The 22127-nt window shown below is 59.6% G+C and carries 22 protein-coding genes and 1 tRNA gene; all 23 read right to left on the minus strand.

The window, feature by feature from the left end; all coding sequences use genetic code 11:
- Nucleotides 1-268: 268 nt before the first annotated feature.
- On the minus strand, nucleotides 269-1255 hold the full coding sequence (locus VI215_08900) for a PrsW family glutamic-type intramembrane protease (GenBank protein HEY6192424.1): 987 nt from the start codon (nucleotides 1253-1255) through the stop codon (nucleotides 269-271).
- 63 nt (nucleotides 1256-1318) lie between these two features.
- The gene (locus tag VI215_08905) at nucleotides 1319-4285 is read right to left on the minus strand and encodes a hypothetical protein (protein HEY6192425.1); all 2967 of its coding nucleotides are present in this window, start codon (nucleotides 4283-4285) and stop codon (nucleotides 1319-1321) included.
- Nucleotides 4286-4424: 139 nt separating this feature from the next.
- Entirely contained in the window at nucleotides 4425-6005 is a 1581-nt protein-coding gene (locus VI215_08910; protein ID HEY6192426.1) for a hypothetical protein, read from the minus strand.
- Nucleotides 6005-6523: a sigma-70 family RNA polymerase sigma factor gene (locus tag VI215_08915; GenBank protein HEY6192427.1), complete on the minus strand. Its 519-nt coding sequence runs from the start codon at nucleotides 6521-6523 to the stop codon at nucleotides 6005-6007. Before VI215_08915 ends, VI215_08910 begins: the two co-directional genes overlap by 1 nt.
- Before the next feature lie 109 nt (nucleotides 6524-6632).
- Entirely contained in the window at nucleotides 6633-6917 is a 285-nt protein-coding gene (locus VI215_08920) for an STAS domain-containing protein (GenBank protein HEY6192428.1), read from the minus strand.
- Complete coding sequence (locus VI215_08925; GenBank protein ID HEY6192429.1) at nucleotides 6904-7299, minus strand: ATP-binding protein; 396 nt, start codon at nucleotides 7297-7299, stop codon at nucleotides 6904-6906. The genes VI215_08920 and VI215_08925 overlap by 14 nt, the downstream gene beginning before the upstream one ends.
- A gap of 24 nt (nucleotides 7300-7323) precedes the next feature.
- Nucleotides 7324-7707 carry an STAS domain-containing protein gene (locus VI215_08930; GenBank protein ID HEY6192430.1) on the minus strand — a complete coding sequence of 128 codons (384 nt, stop codon included), beginning with the start codon at nucleotides 7705-7707 and terminating at the stop codon, nucleotides 7324-7326.
- Between the two features lie 110 nt (nucleotides 7708-7817).
- Entirely contained in the window at nucleotides 7818-8447 is a 630-nt protein-coding gene (gene upp, locus VI215_08935; protein HEY6192431.1) for a uracil phosphoribosyltransferase, read from the minus strand.
- 30 nt (nucleotides 8448-8477) lie between these two features.
- Nucleotides 8478-9848, minus strand: a complete 1371-nt coding sequence (locus VI215_08940; protein HEY6192432.1) for an FAD-dependent oxidoreductase — start codon at nucleotides 9846-9848, stop codon at nucleotides 8478-8480.
- 45 nt (nucleotides 9849-9893) lie between these two features.
- Nucleotides 9894-11204: a ribosome biogenesis GTPase Der gene (gene der / locus VI215_08945; GenBank protein ID HEY6192433.1), complete on the minus strand. Its 1311-nt coding sequence runs from the start codon at nucleotides 11202-11204 to the stop codon at nucleotides 9894-9896.
- A gap of 42 nt (nucleotides 11205-11246) precedes the next feature.
- Nucleotides 11247-11681: a response regulator gene (locus VI215_08950; GenBank protein HEY6192434.1), complete on the minus strand. Its 435-nt coding sequence runs from the start codon at nucleotides 11679-11681 to the stop codon at nucleotides 11247-11249.
- A gap of 22 nt (nucleotides 11682-11703) precedes the next feature.
- A tRNA-Pro gene (locus VI215_08955) sits at nucleotides 11704-11778 on the minus strand.
- Nucleotides 11779-11895: 117 nt separating this feature from the next.
- Nucleotides 11896-12843 (minus strand): tRNA (adenosine(37)-N6)-dimethylallyltransferase MiaA, encoded by a 948-nt coding sequence (miaA, locus tag VI215_08960; GenBank protein HEY6192435.1) that lies wholly within the window; start codon nucleotides 12841-12843, stop codon nucleotides 11896-11898.
- A gap of 13 nt (nucleotides 12844-12856) precedes the next feature.
- On the minus strand, nucleotides 12857-13549 hold the full coding sequence (locus tag VI215_08965; GenBank protein ID HEY6192436.1) for a protein-L-isoaspartate(D-aspartate) O-methyltransferase: 693 nt from the start codon (nucleotides 13547-13549) through the stop codon (nucleotides 12857-12859).
- Entirely contained in the window at nucleotides 13542-14357 is an 816-nt protein-coding gene (gene cdaA / locus VI215_08970; protein ID HEY6192437.1) for a diadenylate cyclase CdaA, read from the minus strand. The genes VI215_08965 and cdaA overlap by 8 nt, the downstream gene beginning before the upstream one ends.
- Nucleotides 14358-14365: 8 nt before the next feature.
- Nucleotides 14366-15223, minus strand: a complete 858-nt coding sequence (folP, locus tag VI215_08975) for a dihydropteroate synthase (protein ID HEY6192438.1) — start codon at nucleotides 15221-15223, stop codon at nucleotides 14366-14368.
- A 181-nt stretch (nucleotides 15224-15404) separates the two neighbouring features.
- Nucleotides 15405-17324, minus strand: a complete 1920-nt coding sequence (locus tag VI215_08980) for a M61 family peptidase (protein ID HEY6192439.1) — start codon at nucleotides 17322-17324, stop codon at nucleotides 15405-15407.
- A 5-nt stretch (nucleotides 17325-17329) separates the two neighbouring features.
- A complete protein-coding gene (locus VI215_08985; protein ID HEY6192440.1) occupies nucleotides 17330-17932 on the minus strand; it encodes a superoxide dismutase in 603 nt (200 codons plus the stop codon).
- 149 nt (nucleotides 17933-18081) lie between these two features.
- A complete protein-coding gene (locus VI215_08990) occupies nucleotides 18082-18450 on the minus strand; it encodes an iron-sulfur cluster assembly accessory protein (GenBank protein HEY6192441.1) in 369 nt (122 codons plus the stop codon).
- Between the two features lie 19 nt (nucleotides 18451-18469).
- A complete protein-coding gene (locus VI215_08995; GenBank protein HEY6192442.1) occupies nucleotides 18470-18793 on the minus strand; it encodes an SUF system Fe-S cluster assembly protein in 324 nt (107 codons plus the stop codon).
- A 197-nt stretch (nucleotides 18794-18990) separates the two neighbouring features.
- Nucleotides 18991-19443 carry an SUF system NifU family Fe-S cluster assembly protein gene (locus tag VI215_09000; protein HEY6192443.1) on the minus strand — a complete coding sequence of 151 codons (453 nt, stop codon included), beginning with the start codon at nucleotides 19441-19443 and terminating at the stop codon, nucleotides 18991-18993.
- On the minus strand, nucleotides 19443-20705 hold the full coding sequence (locus VI215_09005; protein ID HEY6192444.1) for a cysteine desulfurase: 1263 nt from the start codon (nucleotides 20703-20705) through the stop codon (nucleotides 19443-19445). Before VI215_09005 ends, VI215_09000 begins: the two co-directional genes overlap by 1 nt.
- Nucleotides 20702-22126, minus strand: coding sequence for a Fe-S cluster assembly protein SufD (gene sufD, locus VI215_09010; protein HEY6192445.1), 1425 nt, complete (start codon nucleotides 22124-22126; stop codon nucleotides 20702-20704). Before sufD ends, VI215_09005 begins: the two co-directional genes overlap by 4 nt.
- Nucleotide 22127: the final 1 nt, after the last annotated feature.

Consider the following 22127-nt stretch of genomic DNA (forward strand, 5'->3'; position numbering starts at 1 on the left):
CCATCACGTCACGCGACCTGAAGGTCGCGCCTACCGATGCCTCGGGCGTGGTAGGCGCAGGCTTTAGCCTGCGTTAGTGTCCCAGTTTCATCTGATCGTCATCCTGAGGGAGCAGAGCGATAAATGTCATTCTGAGCTGAACGAAGTGAAGCGAAGAATCTCCGTTCCCGAGAGTATGAGATCCTTCGCTTCGCTCAGGATGACAAATAAACGCTCAGGATCACAACGCCGAAAGGAGACAGTACGGTCGCGCCGGGGGTGCGGAGGGTCACCCGCCGAGCATATAGATCTGCCACAAATCCCGATTGCTCATGTGAAGGACCGGCGAGAGAGCCATCTGGCCCGTTTTTCCGATACTCTTCTGAAGATACTTCAGTTCGTCGAACTTCTCCTTGACATCGGGACCCAGCGGGGCTTCAAAGCCGGCGCTTCTCATCATGAGGATCCCTTTGGCGCGGATCGCCAGCTCCGTGTGGAGGCGCACCAGGCAAATCATGTCCGCGATGATCTCTCCCTGAAACTGCTGCTGCAGGGTGAGGAAGTATTGGCCGATCTTCGTGAGCGCCATGTCTCCGCCGGTGATCATTTCCAGCAACTGCATATCGGTATCCATCCCTACGCCCAGCCACTTTTTCGTCGATTTTTCACTTTGATGGAACACGACCGGAAGCAGCACCAGCAACACGGCGGTCGGCACCAGCGGGGAGAGGACGAAATGATTATAGAAGGAGTGCATGACGATCGCGACCCCGAGCCCGGGGAGCATGAGGGAGAGCCGGAGATTCGACGCCCGGTCGGTGATGCTCTTGGTGATGAGCGCGAACATCGCGGTCGTCCCTCCGTGCATCACGGCGGTTCCCAGCCCGCGGCTTACCCAGAGCAGGAGATGCTGGTCCGGAAGCGACTCCAGATAATAGAGGTTTTCGATGAACGAGAACCCCGCCCCGACGGCGAATCCGTAGATTGCGGCATCGACCACAAATCCGATCCGCTTCCTCCGCAGGAGGTAGACGACATAGACGGATTTAAGCGCCTCCTCGAGGACCGGGGCGCCGTAGCGGGCCAGTGTAAGCGGATCGACCCCGATCCGGTCGAGGGCGAGGATGTTGAGCAGAAAGGCCGGAACCGTCACGACGCACCCGGCAAGAATCGTCACCAGCACCGACCGGATCGGAACGAGTTTGTAGCTGTCCAGAAAGATCAGCGCCCCGAGGAAGAGAAACACGGGGAGAACGCTCACCAGGATGCTCAGCACGGCGCGCCCCCGGTCAGGAATGGTCGGAGGATTGCGGGGGGCTCACAGGATGGCCGCCGCGCGTCAAAGTATTTTCAGGGAGAACATAAACTCCCTCGTGGTCCGCTGGTCGCGTTCGAAGGCGGCCGCGTAGCCGAATGAGAGGGTCGATTCCAGCCGGGAGAAGACGACCAGCTTGAAATCGATCTGGCCGCCGGCATTCAGCAGCGTCTGTCCTTCCTCCGGCCTGTCCAGGTTCGTGCCGATCGCCGAGGTGAAGAGCGAGAGCTGGGACCAGTTGCAGTAGAGGCTGAGAAACCCGAGCCGCCGGAACCGGAGCGGCGGGAGCACCCATTCGAGCGTCGCTTTCCCGTAGTTCGACCCTCCGATCGAGTTCAGCTCTGTTCCGGGGAAACTGTACGACTCACGGTATCGTTTGACCTCCTGAAAATCGACCCAGTTGTTTCCGAACCCGCCGAAGAAGAAATTCGCGAATGAATTGTCCCGGTCCCCCGTCGACGCCCCCGCGGATCCGCGGAACCAGAGCGATGAATGGTCGAGCGGAAGGAGAAATCCGCAGTCAAGATTGAGGTTCCCGCGGAGAAAGTCGCTTCTGTTGACATAGGTATTCAGGGCATTGAGCTGGATCCGGATCCCCTGCTCCGCTTCCACCCCGCCGAGAGAGCGGCGAAGATACCGGTATGCGAGTTTTCCGCCGAGGGTCGCGAAACGGTCGAAGGAGGCGGCGACATTCTGGAAGTCGGGGAGCCGCTCCAGGTTTCCATACCCGTTGGCGCTGAGGGTGTAATCCAGAACGCGCGGGTTGTCGCTCAGGAGGATCCCGGTATACTGGACTCCGAGCGAGTAGCCCTTGCGACTCTCTTTTGTCGGGCCGAACAGGTCGTAGAAGTCGGCTTTGTTCAGGCTCGCGCTGACCTTCCACTGCCAGAATCGATAGGTCAGGGAGAGGTGAAGCCTCTCGTTCTCGGGCAGCCCCGGACTGGGTGAATAGGTGGCGGTCAGGTCGAGATCGTGGTAGAAGAGCGGATCGAGAAAGTTTAATCGCGGACCGATCGAGGTATAATCTTTATACCCTTCCACGACGGGGTACCCCGAGGTTAATCTGAGGCTCGCCAGTCCGTTATAGGAACCGGAGTCGGTCGCGATCGTATCGAGTTTGACCGTCAGCGGAGACGGCAGGGTCCAGCTCTTCAACACGTCGTACTTGTCGACGACATCCTGGCCGAGGTAGCGGACCGGGCTGACATCCTCGGTCGTCCTGTTCGCGAGCATGACGGGAACAAACCCTTTTCCGGTGTAACGGAACGCGGCGATCGAATCGGCCGAAATCTGGACCGGCCGGAAAAAACCCGTCTCGCAGTTCGAGACCGCCTCCATTTTCTTCTTCTCGAGGTCGTAGCGAAAGACGTTCGAGACCCCCGTGTAGTAGGAGGTGCCGAACAGATATTTCCCATCCCTGGAAAAGACGAAGTTTTCCGGGGAATTATTGACGAACTCGTAGCACACCTCGTAAGCGCTGTTCCCCTTCATCAGCTCATCGATCGGCATCCTGATCAACTGCTGCTTGCCGCTCACCTCGATCGTCGAGGCGCTCAGGGTCGAACCGTCCGGCGAGACGTCGATATCGAACATGTCCCTCCCGTAGGGGAGGTGGAGGACTTCGGACCAGTGATCGTACGGGGGGGCGAACCGGACGAGCGTCGAGAGCCCGTTATGGTGCTGGATGCCCCAGATCGATTTACGCGGGACATCGAACGCCAGATCGCCCGTCCTCGCGCGCCGGAGGAGGACGCGGGATTCATGGGTGTTCACGTTGACCGCGTTCAAGTCCCGCCAGTCCTTGCTGTTGTGGGTCGTATAAAAAAGATCCCCCGTCGCAGGGTCGTAGGCCAGCGCGCAGACGTAGTACATCGCCGGCGACGGCAGATCGCAGATTTGTTCGATCGATCCGTCGTCGATGTTGATCGCGGAGATGTGCGCGAGCTGCCCGGGAAAGTTCGTCGCGGCGTAGAGCCGCCGGGAGCTCGAGTCATAGTAGGCGCGTGAGATCGCGCCGAGGGCGCCCTGGACGATCCGCCGGTACGGGGTGAGCGGGTAGTGCCGGACCGAATCGAGATTCGCCGCCTGCCACCCGTGTTCCCATTCGATCCACCGGGACCATTCGTCATCGAGCGACACCCCGTACACCTGTTCGAACTGCGAGGCAAAATACTGCTTGCTGTCGTCGGTCCGGTTGAACCACGCAAGGAGCTTGTCGATCCCGTACTGATCGGCGAGATACGTGACAAACCGGGTGCCGTACAGGTACGAATTCTGCCCCGTTTGAAAATCGATCGTGGTTCCCTCCGACTCCAGGCCCACCACGTCGAAGAAGTAGCTGCTGTCCCGCACCATCGTTCTGAAGACCATCTCGTCGTAACCTCCGAGCACCCTTCCGATTCCGCCCGCCATCCAGGTCTCCATGAAGACGGCGATTCCTTCATGGTACCAGCGGGGCGAATACTTCCTGGGCACGGTCAGGAAACTGTAAAACATCGAGATCGGGTTGTCGGAGGACGGAGGCACCTTTCCGAGGAAGATCGACCTGTAGAGCCTGTCGGTGTGCGAGGGCTTGTCGGTGGCGACGACGTGCATGAGCTCGTGGCTCATCACCCAATTGAGCCGCTCATTGGTCGGGGAGGTTTCATACACGTACTCATACGGCTCGATTCCGAGGATCATGTAGTTGAACGGGAGGCCTGTCGCCCCGGCGTACCCGTAGTCGTCAAAATCCTGGAGCAGGATCGTGACCTTCTCCGACGGGGTATACCCGTAGGTGCGCCGGTGGAACGCGAGCGAATTTTCGAAGCACCGGCGAAGATGGGGGATGACATAGGCGTGTTGCTCGTCGTAATAGAGCAGGCGCAGATTCGCGGATTCAAGCCGGTGGAACTGGGCGGCCGAGTCCGCGCACGCAAGCAGAGACATCGAACAGAGGAGAGCCGCCCAGAGGCGGTGCGGTCCCCGTGCGGCCGTCAACCTACGATTCATAAATCTCCAGGAGGTTCAATTGATGCGGTGAGCAAGCGAGGCAGTGTAAACACCGAGAGGAGACGGTGTTGCCCGTCTCCTCTCTTTCCTATCATTTCGGCCTCTACGTGTTAGGTCAAACCCGATGAAGCCAACCGCTCTATTGCTGGTCGGAATTCGTCCGTTGATCCTGCGGTACGTTGGTCCGGCTCTCGATGTTATTGAGTCTCGATTCGAGGTTGTTCGTTCTCGAATCCGGGGGGATGTTCAGCCGGCTTTCAAGATTATTGATTCTCGATTCCAGTATCGCGGTCCGAGCTTCCACGGTGGAGCCGATCCTGGATTCCAGATTGTCTATCCGCTGTTCGGCGGGCAGGCTGGCCGTTCTCTGCGATACATACGCTTCAACCTGCTGCAGTCTCGATTCGATCGTCGACGCCGTCCGGTATTCCTGCGGCACGCCGATTCTGCTCTCGAGGTTATTGAGACGCTGTTCCAACGAGCCGGAGGTTCGCTGGTCAGTCGCAGGGGCGGTGCGCTGGTCAGTCGCAGGGGCGGTGCGCTGGTCGGTCGCAGGGGCCGTGCGCTGTTCGGTCACAGGGGCCGTGCGCTGTTCGGTCCACGAGGCTGTCCGCTGTTCGATATTCGCAAGGCGCGCTTCGGCCGGCAAACCTGCTGACCGTTGCATTTCCTGTGCCTCGACCTGTTGGAGCCTGGCTTCGACGGTCGGAGCCGTGCGGGCCTCAACCGGGACGTTCAGGCGGCTCTCAATATTGCTCACCCGTTCCTGGATCACCGGTGTCGCGCGTTGCTCGGCGGGAATCGACAGGCGGGATTCGATGTTGTTTACCCGCTGATCGATCGGGAGGGCCGCTGTCCGTGAAAGTTCGGCCGTTTCCACCTGCTGCAACCTTGAATCGATGGTGTTTGCACGGAACTCCTGGGGGACATTGAGCCGGCTCTCGATGTTGTTCAGCCGCTGCTCGACTGTCGAACCTGTGCGCTGTTCCGCCGGGATCGAAAGCCGTGCTTCCAGGTTGTCTATCCGTTGCTCGGCGGGAAGCGTCGCAGACCTCGCCAGAATCTCGGCTTCGGCCTGTTGAATCCTGCCCTCGATCGTCTCGTTTGGCACCGATCCGGGGGTCTGCGAGATCCGGCTATCGATGTAATCGATTCTCGCCTCTATGATCGAAGTGCGTGCGTCGGGAGCCAATCTTCCTTCCATCGTCTTGATTCGATTCTCAAGCACCGAGAATTGATCCGTGGCGATGTCTGACCCGCCGAGTTTCACGTCCTTATCGGTGAGCTGGCCGGCGTTGTACTTCTTGACGCCGCCGATCGTTCCCTGAATCTGGTCGCCGACCGGCCAGGGATAGAGAAAGGCGAAGTAGACGAGTGCCACCGAGACGGCGGCCAGGACACCAACTTTGACAGCTTTGCTATGCATGGAACCCTCCTGGTTGAGTGATGTTGTGAAAAATCTCGCAACGTTCCGGAACCTGCCCGTTCGTGCTGCTGGCGGCCGGTGAAACTGGATGGAGTTGATAATGGTATTCTTAAGATATCGCGGGGGTTCCACGGGCTTCACCGACTTGAGGATCGATCCCAGCCTGGCCAGATCGTCATACAGTTCCTGTGCCTGAGGATCCATCGCAAGACGCTCCCGGAGAAGAGCACTCTCTTCCGGGGAATTCAACCCGTCAATTTCCCTGTGAATGAGCTCGTTTGTCTGATCGTTCATCATTTAATCCCCTGCCTGCTGAGAAGTTTGTTTTTCAGCGCCTGCCTCGCTGAATAAAGTCTCGACTTCACCGTCTTGTCCGGAATATCGAGCACATAGCCGATCTCCGTGTAGGAGAGATCCTGAAAATGGCTCAAGACGAGAATAATCCGGTCTTCAAGCTTCAATTGCATGAGTCCATCCTCGACGATTCTCTCGAGCCTCTGCCCGTCGATGAGCTGTTCGGTTGTTTGGTCATCGGAGACAATTTCGTGGTCGAGTTCTTCATATCGCTTCTGGTGGTTTCGAAGATTCAAGGACTCGTTGACGGCGATCCGGTACATCCAGCTGAAGAACTTGTAAGAAGGGTTGTACTCGGAGAGGCGCTCGTACGCCTTCAGGAAAACCGTTTGCGTCACATCCTCGGCATCTGCAGCACGGTTGCCGATTCGGATTGCAACGTTGTACACAACCCTGTGGTACTTTTCGACTATCGATTCGAATGCCGCCCTGTTCCCTGCCAGCGTTTCCCGGACCAACAGCCGATCATCGTCAACTATCATAAGTACAAAGCAATCCTCAGAAAGTTGGTTTCAACGGCCCCCTGGAATGGATTAAATCCTGAAAACTCCCCCTCACCCCCGAAAATCAGCGAATTTCGAAGACCCTGTCGAAGCCTGCGTACCCGAAAATATCCTTGATGTGCTTATTCAGGTTGACCAGGGCGAGTTTATGGCCGGATTCGCTCAGCCTTTTTTGGGTCGCCAGGAGCACCCCCATGCCTGCGCTCGATATATACTCCAGTTCCCGGAAATCGATGACGCTGGAGGTGCTGATTTTGTCCAGAACCTCTTTCGCAGCGGCAACCTGCGAGGCGTCGAATCTCCCGACCAGCTGGACCTCGTTGTTGCTTCCAACCTTAGCGCTGAACATCGTCCCGCCCCAAATTCTTCGTGATAATTATTCTCCCCACCCGGTCGGAATACTCGTACCGCATGCCATCCACCATTTTGCGGACAAGGTGAACCCCGAGCCCGCCGATTTTTCTCTCCTCGAGAGGCAGGTCGACCTTTGCATCGGGAACCTTTGTCACATCGAATTCATCGACATCGAAATCCGTCAACTGCACGACGATCGAATCCTGATCCTTGTGGAGGCTCACCGCGATCTCGCTCCGCCCCCCGCGGTTGTACTTCATCAGGTTTGTGAACAGCTCCTCGATGACGAATTGCAACGAATATGCCTCGGAGTTGTCGATCCCGTTCTGGGACATGAATTCCGTGATGTACTCGAACACGGAATCCAACGATGCCATTTCTCTCGGGAAGTGCTTTTCCATTCAAGATCGGGTCGTGCCCGGACCCGTGGGGGCCTGGCGGCCGGCGGTCCCATATCCTGCCAGGGCATGCTCCATCGTGTCGTGAAAATCGAACACCCGTATCAGCTGGGTCATTTCGAACAGGCTCCGGACTCCCGGGTTTGCACAAGCCAGTCGCAAATCCCCCCCGGCCTTGCGCAGCGTCGTCAGCGTGGAGACCAGAGATCCGAGTCCGGAACTGTTGATATGGTGGACTGCCCGGAGATCGACGACAAACCAACGGTTCCCGTCTGCCAGAAGATCCTGAACGTTCGAGGAAAGGTTCGAGCGGTCCATTTCGCCGATGAAATCCCCCTCGAGCGATAAGACCGCGACGCCACTCTGGACCTGCCGGCTAATCTTCATGCTCTACTCGCGATCCCTCGAAAGATTTGGGAATAGTATGAAGATTTACGCGGAAAGTCAAATGATTTGGAAACCGGTGGAAACAACGATTCCCGTTCGTTTTCGGGAGTTTACTCCGCGGTCCCGAACATCCGGTCGCCGGCATCCCCGAGGCCGGGAAGGATATACCCGCGGCCGTTGAGCTGCCTGTCGAGGGCGCACGTATAGACCTTCACATCGGGATGCTTCTTCGAAAGAAGCCGGACCCCCTCCGGTGCCGCGACGAGACTCACAAAACGGATCCGCTTCGCGCCTTTCTTCTTCAGAAGGGTTACCGCCGTAACCGCACTCCCCCCGGTGGCGAGCATGGGATCCAGAACAAGAACGAGAGCATCCCTCAATTTGCGGGGGAACTTCAGATAATAATCGATCGGCTTGAGGGTCGCCTCATCCCTGTAGAGTCCGATGTGTCCCACCCGGGCATCGGGCAGGACTTCGACGAACCCTCCGACCAGCCCGAGGCCGGCGCGGAGGATCGGGACGAGGATCACGGCGTCCGAAACGACATGGCCGGTGGACCGTTCAAGTGGAGTCGCGACGCTCACACGCCGGACCCGCAGGTCGCGCGTCACTTCGAACGCGATCAGGCTGGCTGCCCGCCTGAGAATCGAGCGGAACAGATTGCTCGGTGTGCGTACGTCGCGCAGCAACGTGAGATCCCGCTTTATCAGCGGGTGTTCGATGAACGTCAGGTTCTTCATCGCGTGGGAGAGAGTAGTTGATGGACGCTGTCAGTTGTCGTCATGAATCTTTTTCTTCGCCTGGTTGGCCGCGACGAGGATGGGATCCCAGAGCGGCGCGAAGGGCGGAGCATAGATCAAATCGAGGCCGGCGAGGTCATCCACGGTGAGCTTATGCTGAATCGCGGTCCCGATCGTATTGGCGCGCAGGACCGAACCCTCGGCGCCGTACAGGTTTGCCCCGAGGAGCCTGCCCGACCGCCGGTCCAGGATCAGGCGCACCGTCACCTTCCCGGATCCGGGCATGAGCGCGACCTTCCCGAACGCGGTGATCGATTCGCTGACCGCGTCAAACCCGGCCGCAACCGCCTCCTCGGTGCTCAGCCCGACCTGGGCGACTTCGAGCGAAAACACTTTCACCGCGATTGCGCGGATCGCCCCCTTGAACGACGCGCGGCCCCCCGCGGCGTTTTCGCCCGCCACCCATGCGGCGCGGCTCGCGACGGTCGCGAGGGGGAGATACATGCGCTTTCCGGATACGATGTTCCTGACCTCGCAGCAATCGCCGGCGGCATAGATGGAATCGACATTCGTCTGCTGCATCTCGTCCGTCATGATACCCAGGTGTTCGCCCACGGCGATCCGCGCCCCCTGTGCGAGCCGGACGTTCGGCGCGACCCCGAGGCAGAGGATGACGATATCGGATTCAAACGAGCCGCGGTTGGTGTGAATGTGCCGGACCCGCGTCTCCTTGTCCTGGAGCAACGCCTCGACGGCGACGTTGGTGACAAAATGCACTCCGTTCCGCTCGAGCTCCCCGAGGATCCGCTCCCGGGTTTCCAGCTCGAGGCCCGCCATGGGGAGCCGGCCCCGGTGAAGGAGCGTCACGTCCAGCCCCCGCAGACGCAGGGCCTCGGACATCTCCATGCCGATATACCCGCCGCCGATGATGACCGCGCGTTGCGGCGATTCGGTTTCGAGAGAGGAGAGAATTCTTCGGGTATCGTCGCGGGAGCTGACATGGAAGACGTTCCGCCCTTCCTCCCCCGGCACGTTCAATCGCAGGGGGGTCGCGCCGGTCGCGACGATCAGCTTGTCATACTCGACGTCGGACACGGTCCGGTTCCGGATGTCCCGCACCGAGATCCGGTGTCTGGAGGGATTGATCCCTTCGACGCGGTGAAGGGTCTTTACCCCGAACCCTTTCTCGTCCCGGAGGCGCTCGGGGGTGTAAGAGACGAGCTTCTCCTCGTCCCCGATCACTCCCCCGATCGCGTAGGGAGATTCGCAGATACCGTACGAAACCGTCTCGGTGGCTTCAAAGAGCGTGACCTCCGCGCGAGGGTTTGTCCGGGCCGCCTTTGCCGCCGCACTGGGACCGGCGGCGAGTCCGCCGACCACGAGGATGCGCCGTGTCTTCATCGATAGGGGCCGGATTCCATCAGATATCCTTCATCGAAAAGCCGATCAGCGATTCTTCCGGAAGTAGACCGACACGGGGACGCCGGCGAAGGAAAAGTGTTCCCGCAGTCTTCTCTCCAGAAATCTCCGGTACTTTTCCTGGACTAATTTCGGCTCGTTCGTGAAAAAGGCGAACGCGGCGTGGTCGCTCTTCACCTGGGTGATGTATTTGATCCTGATCTCCTTCCCCGACGAGGATGAAGGCGGCGTTTTTTCAATGTCCTTGAGAAGCAGGTCGTTCAGCTTCTTTGTCGGTATATGCTTCCGCTGTTCGGTGAGGACCGCCTTCGCAACGTCCATCAATTTGTGGATCCGCTGCTTCTCCAGGGCGGAAACGAAGACGATGGGGGCATAATCGTAAATGCGCAGGAGCGCACGGAGCGACCGTTCGTACGCGAGAGCGGTCTGGTCGTTTTTCTCCACAAGGTCCCACTTGTTCGCCGCGATGACCGTCCCCCGGTGCCGTTCCGCGATCCCTTCCATGATGCGGAGGTCCTGCCGGTCCACCCCCGCTTCGGCGTCGACCACCAGAATCGCGACATCGCACCGCTCGATACATTTCAATGACCGGATCGTGCCGAAGAATTCGACGTTTTCCGTGATGCGGCTCCGTCGCCGCAAACCGGCGGTGTCGATCAGGACGATCTCCTCCTTCTGATACCGCAGAACCGTGTCGATGGAGTCGCGGGTCGTCCCCGGAATATTCGTCACGATCTGTCTCGGTTTCCCGATCAGCGCATTCACGATTGACGATTTGCCTACGTTGGGCTTTCCGAGGATCGCAATTTTGAGCCGTTTGTCTTTTTCCTGCTCCTCCCCGTTCTCACCGAGGCCGGAGGTGATCTGATCGAGAAAATCGCCGATCTTTCTCCCCGCGAGCGCAGAGATGGCGATAGGTTCTCCGAGCCCCAGCCGGTAAAACTCCGCGGCATCAGGCTCCCGGAGAGCGCTGTCGACCTTGTTGACCACCAGATAAACCTTTTTCAGGGATTTCCTGAGGATGCGCGCGATCTCTCCGTCGATCGGCGTAATGCCCGAAACGGCGTCGACGAGAAATATGACCGCGTTCGCCTCGCCGAGCGCGATTTCGGCCTGCTCGCGAATCGCCTTCTCAAACAGATCCTCGGAGTTCGGGACGTATCCGCCCGTGTCGATGATCGTGAACCTCTTGCCCGTCCATTCCGCGGTTCCGTAATGGCGGTCGCGCGTCACGCCGGGCTTGTCGTCGACGATCGCCTCCCTCGCACCGAGAATCCGGTTGAAGAGCGTGGACTTCCCGACGTTCGGGCGGCCTATGATGACGACGATGTGGGACATGGTTGATTTCAGGTCACATGACACAAATTTCGGCGCAGAGATTCAAAGCGTTTGAGGCCGCCGGGCGTACTGCGCCACCGATCCGATTTCGGAGTTGAACTTGTCGAAGCCGCCCGACTTGCTGATGTAGGCGACGGCGCCGGTCTGAAACGCGTAGGTGACATCCTCTTCGCGGTCGGACGTGCTCACGATGACGACGGGGATATCCTTGAGGGAAGCATCCTCTTTGATGATCTTCAACACTTCCCTCCCGTCCCGTTTTGGAATGTTCAGGTCGAGGAGAATCAGGTCCGGAACGGGAGATGAAGCCGGATCCCGGTACTTCCGCTCGCGGTAGAGATAATCGAGGGCCTCCTGCCCGTCCCGCACCACGATGAACTTCCCCCCGACGTTGTTCCGCTTCAGGGCATATTCGGTGATCTTCTGGTGCTCGAGATTGTCTTCGACGATGAGGATATGAATGGGGGGAGTTTCCAAACCGGGGGAACTTATCTGTTTGTCGGGGCGACTGGATTTGAACCAGCGACCTCTTGGTCCCGAACCAAGCGCTCTAGCCGGGCTGAGCCACGCCCCGTTGCGAATTGTCGTACTCTATACGAGATAAGCCTCCGTGATCCTTTCTCATTCCATCCGGCGGCAATTCCCCCGATTCGACATAAGATACGAAAAGGGCGCCATTTATCAAAACGATTTAAGCCCCCTCCGAAAAAAACGACGCGATGCGCCCTGCTACGAGTGGAAGGTCCTCTTCGCGCGCCACTTCAAACCACCGGATTCGTTCGTCCCGGCGGAACCAGGTGAGCTGGCGTTTCGCGTACCGGCGGCTGTTCCGTTTGATCAACGGAACCATCTCGTCGAGCGTCAGTTCGCCGGCGAGGTACGCGAAGACTTCCTGGTATCCGGTGGTCTTGAGGGCGTTCGCGCCGAAAGGGCTGCCCGCGGCGATCAGCGCCTTCACCTCCTCGACCAACCCGTTTGCGATCATCGAGTCGACCCGGCGGTTGATCCGCGCGTAGAGTTCCTTCCGGTTCCACTGCAACCCCGCGAAGACCGGCACGAAGGGTATCGCGGCCCTCGACTTCTGAAGCTCGGAGATCGGCGTCCCGGTCAATTTATAGACCTCCAGTGCGCGGATGATCCGCCGGGTATTGGAGGGGAGCATGCGTGATGCGGCCGCGGGATCGATCTTCCTCAATTCCTCGAGGAGCGTTTGCGCCCCCTCGTCTCTGAGGCGGTCGGAGAGCCCGCTCCTGAGCTCGGGATCGGCCGGGACCACCCCCTCGAAGAACCCGTCGACCAGCGCCCGCACGTAGAGCCCCGATCCGCCGACGACCAGAGGCACCTTCCCGCGGAGGAACAGCTTCCCGATCAGCTCCCTCCCCCGGACTCCATATTCTCCGGCGTTGAACTCTTCGCCCGGATTCAACGTATCGACGAAATGATGGTGCACGCGGGCGCGGTCGGCAAGGGAGGGTTTCGCCGTACCGATATCCATGCACCTGAACACCTGGCGGGAATCCGCGGAGATGATTTCGGCGCCGAGCTGCGCGGCGATGAGGAGGGAAACCGAAGTTTTGCCCGATGCCGTCGGGCCGACCAGGACGGGTACCCGGCGGGAAGGATCGCGCGCGGCCGTCACTGCGCGGACCGGATCACTTCCACCCTTTCTTCCCGATGAGCGGAACAAATTTGAACCCCGAAACCACGCGGGTCTCGTAGCGGTCCTTCGTCCGGGTCACGACATGAAGGTGCTGGACATCCAGATCGCCGATCGGGATGACGAGCCTGCCGCCGTCGGCCAGCTGTTCCAGGAGAGGCTGGGGAATGTCGGGCGCGCCGGCCGTCACAAGCACGCCGTCGAACGGGGCGAACTCCTTCCATCCGATCGTGCCGTCGCCGCATTTCGACGCGATGTCATACCCGAGTTTTTCGATGATCCCCCGCGCGCCGGTCAGGAGCGCCATGTGCCTCTCGATGGAGAAGACCCGCGCTCCCATCTCGGCCAGGATCGCCGCCTGGTACCCCGACCCGGTCCCCACCTCCAGCACCTTCTCCCCTTCCCGGAGATCGAGGCACTCCGTCATGAACGCGACGGTGTAGGGCTGCGAGATCGTCTGGGAGCTGCCGATCGGGAGGGCCGAATCGTCGTAGGCGCGGTTGATGAAGGGGTCGGGGACGAACTGCTGCCGGTCGACGACCGACATCGACCGGAGCAACCGCTCGTCGCGGATTCCGCGCTGGCGGAGCAGCTCGATCATTTCGTCCCTCTCCAGATCGAATCTTCGGGAGGGTTTCCGGGCCGCCGGGTCGTCCGGGGATTTCGCGAAGCGGGGCCGGCTATCCATGCGCCCTCAGTATTTTCCAGACCGAGCGCGCCGACTGCGGGGCGGTGACGGTCAGCCGCGACCGCAATTCCGCCCTCAGCTGCTGGGGAGAAAGACCGCGGATCAGAATTCCGTTATCCGCGAGGGAAATCATGCCCGTCTCCTCGGAGACGATGACCGAAACGACGTCCGCCTGTTCCGAGATCCCGAGCCCGGCGCGGTGCCGCATGCCGAGCACGGCGTCCCCGATTCTCGTCGTCTGGGAGAGGGGAAGCGTGACCCGCGCCGCCTCGATCACCCGGTCACGGACGACGACGGCGCCGTCGTGAAGCGGCGCCCGCGGATTAAAGATGGAGACAAGGAGGGGACGGCTGATCCTTGCCTGCAGCGTCAGGCCCGTCTCGACAAAGGTGCGCAGGCCGGTTGCTCGAACCACCACGACGAGCATTCCATGGTGCTTCCGCGCGAGCTCGGAGGCCGCGCTCGCGATCTCCTCGATCGACTCCTCCACGTCAAGCCGGAGAAACATCCGGACGATCCGGTTGCGTCCGACCAGAACGAGAAGGCGGCGGAGTTCCGGCTGAAAGAGGACGATGAACGCGATCACCCAGATGTCGGTGAGGGTGCTCAGGATCCAGTTCATCGCCTTGAAATTGAACGCCTGGGTCACGAATGAAAACGCGATGATCAGCACCAGTCCGACAAAGATCTGGGCCGCGACCGTCCCTCGCATCGCCATGTATAACTTGTAGAAGATAAACGAGACAAGCACGATGTCGATCACGTCGATGAGCCTGACCGGAAGGAATCCTATGTTGAAGAGTTCCACGGGAGGGCTCAGAGGGAGAGAGTCGGGTGGATGATTGCGTCGACGGTCATCGCGACGCGTTTCATTTGCCGCAGATCATGCACACGGACGACGTGGGCTCCGTTCATGATCGCGGCGGCGACGGCGGCTGCGGTTCCTTCCAGCCGTTCGTCGGCGGGAAGATCGAGAATCTTCCCGATAAACGATTTTCGGGAGGGGCCGATCAGGACCGGGTACCCGAGCTCCTGCAGCTCGGCCAGGCGGCGGATGATCTCGGTGTTGTGCGCGACGCTCTTTCCGAAGCCGATGCCGGGGTCGACCAGAATCTGCTCTATCCCCTTCTGCCCGGCCACCCGTGTTTGTTCCCTCAGAAACTCCACGATCGACGCCATCACGTCGACATATTCGGGGTGTTCCTGCATCGTTTTCGGAGTGCCCCCCATGTGCATCAGGACGAGCGAGGCTTGATTCCGTGCAACCACATCTGCGAGGAGGGGATCGAAACGGAGCCCGGAAACGTCGTTGACGACGAGCGCACCGGCATCGAGGGCGCGAGAAGCGACCGCGGACTTCGTGGTGTCGATGGAAATCGGGATGCCGGTCGATTTGGCAAGACTCTCGATCACCGGGATCGTCCGGCGAATCTCCTCCTCGACCGGAACCGGATCCGAGCCGGGTCTGGTCGATTCGCCTCCGACATCGATGAAGTCGGCCCCTTCTTCGACCATCTCGAGCCCTCTCCGTACGGCGAGTTCATGATTGTAGTATTTCCCGCCGTCGGAAAAGGAATCGGGGGTGACGTTGAGGATTCCCATCAGGTGCGTTCGGGCGCCGAGATCGTACTGGACCGACCCAAACCGGTAGGACGATTTGAGGGAAGGGGCCATGCGCAGGTTTTCTTACTTCTTCTTTGCCGCAGCGCGCCCGGCTTTGTTCCTGGCCCTGATTCTGCGGGCGGACTTGCGGTGTTTCTTTTGAACGTTTCTCAGTTTTTTGTTCATGGCATCAGTCCTGGATCTCTCGATTGTTAGAAACCATAATACAAGAATTCCGGTTGGGAATCAATTTTCAGTATCGCTGGGATCGCTGAGTCCGGGCGGGAGAGGCGGGCCTGATGATGGAGGAAAGGAGGTCCGGCCGCGATTCGATCCGCACCAGATGCGGGTACCGCGCGCCGAGGTGGTAGTCGACCATGTACGTCTTGTAGAACTCGCCGTTTGAGGCGAGGAATTCGAGCGGGGACGTGTTCCGAACGCTTTCCCTGATGGCGTCCAGCAGGAGCGCCTTCGAGTATTTCCGGCCTCCGACAGCGATCAGTTTCATGCCCGGTGCGAGCCCGGCCCGGGCCGCGGGTGAATTCGGGATGACGTCCAGCATCCCTCCCTCGAGGTCGAACTGAACGCCGATCGAGAAGCGGAGATCGAACGTCTTCCGGGCGGCCTCTTCGGACTTCTCGAACGGGGTGGGAGTATCGGAATAGACCAATTTCCACCCGGACGATTCGATTCCCCCGAGAGGGGCATGGGATTCGAGGGACTTCAACCTCCCCGTCAGGAACGCCCTCCAGTCAAGCGGGGCGACTCCGTTGAGGGTGGCAACGACATCTTCGAAAGTGTACGGATTCACAGAAGGCCCCGTGTTCTTTCCGCCATGAAAGATACGGCAGAAATCATCCAGCGATTTTCTCCCCTTCGATTCCCTTCGAATCATCACATCCGCTTCGAGCCATATCAGGTCGCTTTCATCGTAGAAATCGACGCCGCGACGGTACGATTCCCAGTCGCTGCGCGCGCCATAGAGCAGCTGCGCCTCGTCGGCGGCATCCTGCAAGGGGCGCCACTGCCGCCCGGGGCGGACATCCAGCCGGGCGGCAAGCAATGCCAGATCTTCGCGGTACACCTCCGGACTCCGGAGGCCCGACCGGGCGGCGAGAACCTTCCCGAGATATTGGGTCAACCCTTCGTAAACCCAGAGGAGATCGCCTTTCATCGGCGTCGAATAGTCTCCCGTGGCGAGTCCCGACGGGCGGCGGTACTTGCCGTTCCACGAATGCACGAATTCATGGGGCAGGAGGCCGGAAGCCATTTTCTTCAGATCGTCGTCCACGAGGGAGCGCTCGGCGACGCGGTTGTCGCTCGATTGGTGGTGTTCCAATCCGAAATGCGCCACCTGATCGCTCAACGTGAGGAGAAAATCGTAATGATTGTAATGGTGGGCACCGAACAGGCTGTTCGCCTCGGCGACAAGATTCCGGTACTGTTCGAGGAGCTGGTCGTCCATCTCGAGAGTCGGTTCTCCGTCGCTTGCGATGTCAAGATAATGGGCAGCCCCGCCTGCGCTTCCAAGCTCGATACGCCGGAAGTGCATTCCGGCCAACACCGGAGAGTCGATCAATTTGGCGAGAGAGACCGGCTTGAAATCTATTGTGTTTCCGGACTGGCGGTCGACTTCCAGCGCGCCCCCGAATTTCCAGCTCTCAGGAAGCTGAAGATTCGCATTGACGATGAGGCTGTCCGGGCTGGCCTCCATGGGATAGAGGACGACCTGATTCCAGCTCAGCACGAGGAGCCGCGCTGTCGATGAGGCCCCCGAGGAGAACCCTGCTGCGTCCGCCGGAAGGACAAAATCGAACGTCAGCTCGGCCCGGTCCTGTCCCCCCGGGAGATCACAATGAATCTCATACATCTCCGAGAGATCGCGGCGCCAGCTCACCGGCGCGCCTCCGGCGGTGATCTTCAGTCCGACAAGATCCAAAACCGGCCCGGTCGGGCCATGCTCGCCCGGAATCCACTTGGGATAAAACAGGGTGAGCGGCCCCGGCGGGTGAGGGATGGACTCTCTTACGTGAAGTATCTTCCCCGCCGCATCGCGCGCATCGACGGCAAGCGAAAGAGTCCGGGGAACTCCCTGTGCGAACGTCGCCCACGCGCAGGAGGCGAGAAGCACGGACAATGCCGGGACGGAACGGAAGAAACGTCCTCGTATCATGGGATTCACTTCGCGGCGAATCGTTTTGCCGCCTCGTCCCAGTTCACGACGTTCCAGAATGCCGCAAGGTAGTCGGCCCTCCGGTTCTGGTACTTCAGGTAATAGGCGTGCTCCCACACGTCGATTCCGAGGATCGGAGTCCCCTTGACATCGGCGATATCCATCATCGGATTATCCTGATTCGGAGTCGAGGTGACGGCAAGCTTGCCGCCCTGCTTGATCAGCCACGCCCAGCCCGATCCGAAGCGGGTCATGCCGGCGGCGGAAAGTTGCTCCTTGAATTTATCGAAGGAGCCGAAATCCCGTGTAATCGCATCGCCGAGGTCTCCCGAAGGAACCCCTCCTCCTTTCGGCTTCATCCAGTTCCAGAACATCGAGTGGTTATAATGCCCGCCTCCGTTGTTGCGGACGGCCACCGGGAGCGTCGAGATGTTGGCAAGGATTTGTTCGATGGTTTTATTTTCCCACTCCGTCCCTTCGATGGCTTTGTTCAGGTTCGTGACATACGCCCCGTGATGCTTGCCGTGATGGATTTCCATCGTCGTCTTGTCGATGTGGGGCTCGAGGGCGTCGTGTGGATAAGGGAGATTGGGCAGTGTGAATGGCATGGTATGTGGCTCCTTAATTGATCTGATCAGTTAGGTTAGGAAATAATTCTGAGGGGCCTCCCGATGAGTAGAGAGGATGCATAGCCGCCGGGACCGAGATGTGCTTTTTCACGCCGGCACCTCCAATCTGTGTGTCGGTAAGGGTCGGGCTAGACTCCGAACGAGCTCCCGCATCCGCAGGTTTTCGTCGCCTGGGGATTGTTGAAGACGAATCCCTTGCCGTTCAGCCCGTCCTGAAAATCGAGCTGGGTTCCCGAGAGGTAGAAGAGGCTCTTCGGATCGATGAAGACCGTAATTCCATGCATCTCGAACACCTTGTCACCCGGTTTCGACTCGGCGTCAAATCCGAGAACATAGCTGAGGCCGGAGCACCCTCCCCCCTTGACTCCGAGGCGCAAGCCGTGACTCTCGGGGATATTGTTCTGTTTTCGGATCGTCGCGATCTGCTCGGCCGCCTTCGCGGTCAACGTGATCTCTTCGTTCAATTTCGGCTTCGTAGCGATTTCCAGTTCAGGCACGTTCGTTCCTTCCTAAGGATTAAAACATTCCAAGTTCCAGTTTTGCCGCCTCGGACATCATGGAGGGGTTCCAGGGCGGATCCCACACCACTTCCACCTTCGCACCCGTCACTCCGGGGACGTTTTTCACTCTCCCTTCCACTTCGGGAGGGAGAGATTGCGCCGCCGGGCAATGGGGGGATGTGAGCGTCATCTTCACGTCCACCAGGCCGTTCTCGTCGATGGCGACCCCGTAAATCAATCCGAGCTCATAAATATTGACGGGAATCTCCGGATCGAAACAGGCCCGCAGGGCTTCGATGACTTGCGCCTCGATAACGCTTTTTTCAATGCTATTTAGCACGGGAGAATCCATTGGTAACCGGAAAATATATAGTCAATTTCCACTTTTGTTGCAAGCCCTCCGGGTAATGGGTGAATTTCAACCCCCGGGCCGAAAACCCGCAGCCTAACGGCTGCGGCTACCAAGCCCGAGAGATCGGTAGCGGACCGGTAGGCAACGAAATTCAGCCAGTACCGCCCAACGGGCGGGGTGCGCCCCTACTCGGTCGAAACGACCGCTTCCTTCGAAGCGAGGGCCGCGTGAAGCGTGTGCCAGGCGAGCATCGCACATTTCACCCGGGCCGGAAATTCTGAGACACCGGAAAATGCGGCAAGCTTTCCGAGATTCTCGAGATGATCGCTCCCATCGAGGGCCCCGGTGACGAGCTTCTGAAATTTATCAAAGAGCAGCTCCGCTTCGGACTTCGACTTCCCTTTCACAGCCTGGCTCATCACGGATGCGGAGGCCTTGGAGATCGCGCATCCGGTCCCTTCAAAGCTCACGTCGGCGATGACGCCCTCTTCCAGCTTCAGGAACACCGTATAGTGATCTCCGCAGAGGGGATTATACCCCTCGACGGTGCGGTTCGCATCCTCCATCTTGCGGAAGTTCCTCGGGCTCTTGTTGTGATCGAGTATGACTTCCTGGTAGAGTTCCCGGAGCGCCGACATCAGATTAACACCTTCCGCACCGAATGAATTCCGCGGACGAGCGCATCGACTTCCCCGAGCGTGTTGTAAAACGCAAAGGAGGCGCGCGCAGTTGCGGGAATCCCGAAACGCTGCATGACCGGCTGGGCGCAGTGATGCCCTGTGCGGATCGCGATTCCGTCGTCGTCGAGGATCGTTCCGATGTCGTGCGGGTGTATGCCGTCGAGGACGAATGAGAGAACGCCCGCTTTTCTCTTCGCCGTCCCGACGATGCGCAGGCCCTCGATTCCCGAGAGGGCCGCGGTCGCATACTTCAGCAGATCCCGTTCATGGGCCATCGCTCCCTCAAAATCGATGCCGTTCAGGTAATCGACGGCGGCGCCGAGCCCGACACCCCCCGATATGTTCGGCGTCCCCGCCTCGAACTTATGGGGAAGGTCGTTATAGGTCGTTTTCTCGAACGTGACCGACCTGATCATGTCTCCGCCCCCCTGGTAGGGAGGAAGCTCCTCGAGGTGCTTTCGTTTTCCGTACAGGATTCCGATCCCCGTCGGGCCGAACATCTTGTGCCCGGAAAAGGCGTAGAAGTCGCAATCGAGCGCGCGCACGTCGACCCGCATATGGGGAACCGCCTGGGCACCGTCGACCAGAACCGGAACGCCGCGGGAGTGGGCCGTCTTGATCATCTCTTCGATGGGATTGATCGTCCCCAGCGCATTCGAGACATGTCCGATCGCGACGAGCTTCGTCCGTTCATTAAGAAGTTTGTCGTACGCTCCGAGATCGAGCTCACCCGCGTCATTGATGGGGATGATTCGGAGCCGGGCGCCCCGTTCGGCGCAAATCAGTTGCCACGGCACGATGTTGGAGTGGTGCTCCATCGCCGAGATGATGACCTCGTCCCCCTCGCGCAAATGCGAGGAGCCGTAACTGCGCGCGACGAGGTTGATCCCCTCGGTCGTACTTCTGACGAAAATAATTTCCCTCCGGTCGGACGCGTTTATAAACTTCTGGATCCGGACACGGGCGTCCTCGTAGGATTGCGTCGCCTTGTCGCTCAGCGTGTGCACTCCGCGGTGGATGTTCGAATTCTCCTCGAGATAGAACCGGTTCATCGCGTCGATGACCGCCTGGGGCTTCTGGCTTGTCGCGGCGTTGTCCAGGTAAACGAGCGGCTTGCCGTTGACCTGCTGTTTCAAAATCGGAAAGTCGGCTCTGATTCTCGCCACATCGAACGAGGTGCCGGCCGGGTGCGGGATCACGATATCGTCCAGGGCTCTCATTTTCGCTCCCGGGTCTTGCGGCCGGTTTCGAGCCGCAGGTGAATGATTTCGTGGAGCCGGTCCCGGACCGGAAGAATCTTGATCCGGTCGACCACATCGCCGGCGAAGGCGTCGATCAGCATGTCGCGGGCATGGTCGCCGCCGATGCCTCGCGACCGGAGATAGAAGACCGCCTCCTCGTCCAGCTGCCCGATCGTCGCGCCGTGTGTGCATTTCACGTCGCTCGCGAAGATTTCAAGCTGGGGCTTGGTGTCGATCGACGCGCCGTCGGAAAGAACGAGGTTCTTGTTCGTTTGCTTCGCGTCGGTTTTTTGCGCGTCTTTGCGAACCATGATTTTCCCGTTGAACACGCCCCTGGAGGTTCCGTCCAGGATCCCTTTGTACAGTTCGTGGCTGTTGCAATGCGGTTTTGCGTGATCGATCAGCGTGTGGTTGTCGACATGCTGGTTTCCGGTCGTCAGGTACAAACCGTTCAGGGTGCACTCCGCGCCCTCGCCGTCCAGCACCGCGACGATGTTGTTCCGGACCAGCGACCCGCCGAGCGAAATCGAGTGGGAGATGAAATTGCTGTTCCGTTCCTGGTGCGCGTGCGTCATCCCGACATGGTAGGACAGGTCGCGCTCGTCCTGGAGCTGGTGGTATTCGAGGACGGAATTTTCCCCGAGCCGGATCTCGCTCACCCCGTTCGTAAAACATGCGCCCGGCGTGAGACTCCTGTGGCTCTCCAGGATGGAAAGCTGGCAATTCCGCCCGATCAGAAAAAGATTTCGGGGGTGAGAAACCATCGGGCCGCCGGCATCCGACGAAACGAAGAGGAGGTGAATCGGATCTTCAAGAACCGTCCCGTCGGGGACCGAGACGAGAGCGCCGTCCTGGAAAAAGGCGGTGCTCAGGGCGGTAAACGCGTTGTCCTGATACGATGCGTACTTCCCGAGGTGCGCCGTCAATTCCGCTCCGCCGCTTTTCATGGCCGCTGCCAGGCTTTCCACCCTGACGCCGTTCGCGGGAGTTCGTGCGAGGACGGAGTGCCTGCCCGAAAAATGACCGTTGATCCAGACCAGCGTGTTCGGCGAAGAGCTTCCGAACAGGAAAGGTTCGAGTTGCTCCGGCGTGACCGAATCAAGTCCGGACGGGGAGGGGAGCCGGAACCGGACGGCGGCCAGCGATGAGACATCGGTATATTTCCACTCCTCGTCATGGGTTGTCGGAAAACCCAGCGCCGCGAAGCGGGCGATCGCCGCCCGCCGGATGGCATGGATGCCCGAGGAGGCTTCCCCGTTGAGCCCCTTCTCGAACGCCTCGAAGGCGGAGAGATACCAGCTCTTTGCGGCCGCCCCGCCGGAAACACGATCTGAAGCCCGCCGGATCGAATCCGGATTCTCCCCGCTCATCTTGCCCTGATTGTTGACTGGTTGGCTCATC

This window comes from Bacteroidota bacterium, from assembly GCA_036522515.1.
Classification (GTDB): Bacteria; Bacteroidota; Ignavibacteria; order UBA10030; family SZUA-254; genus VBOC01.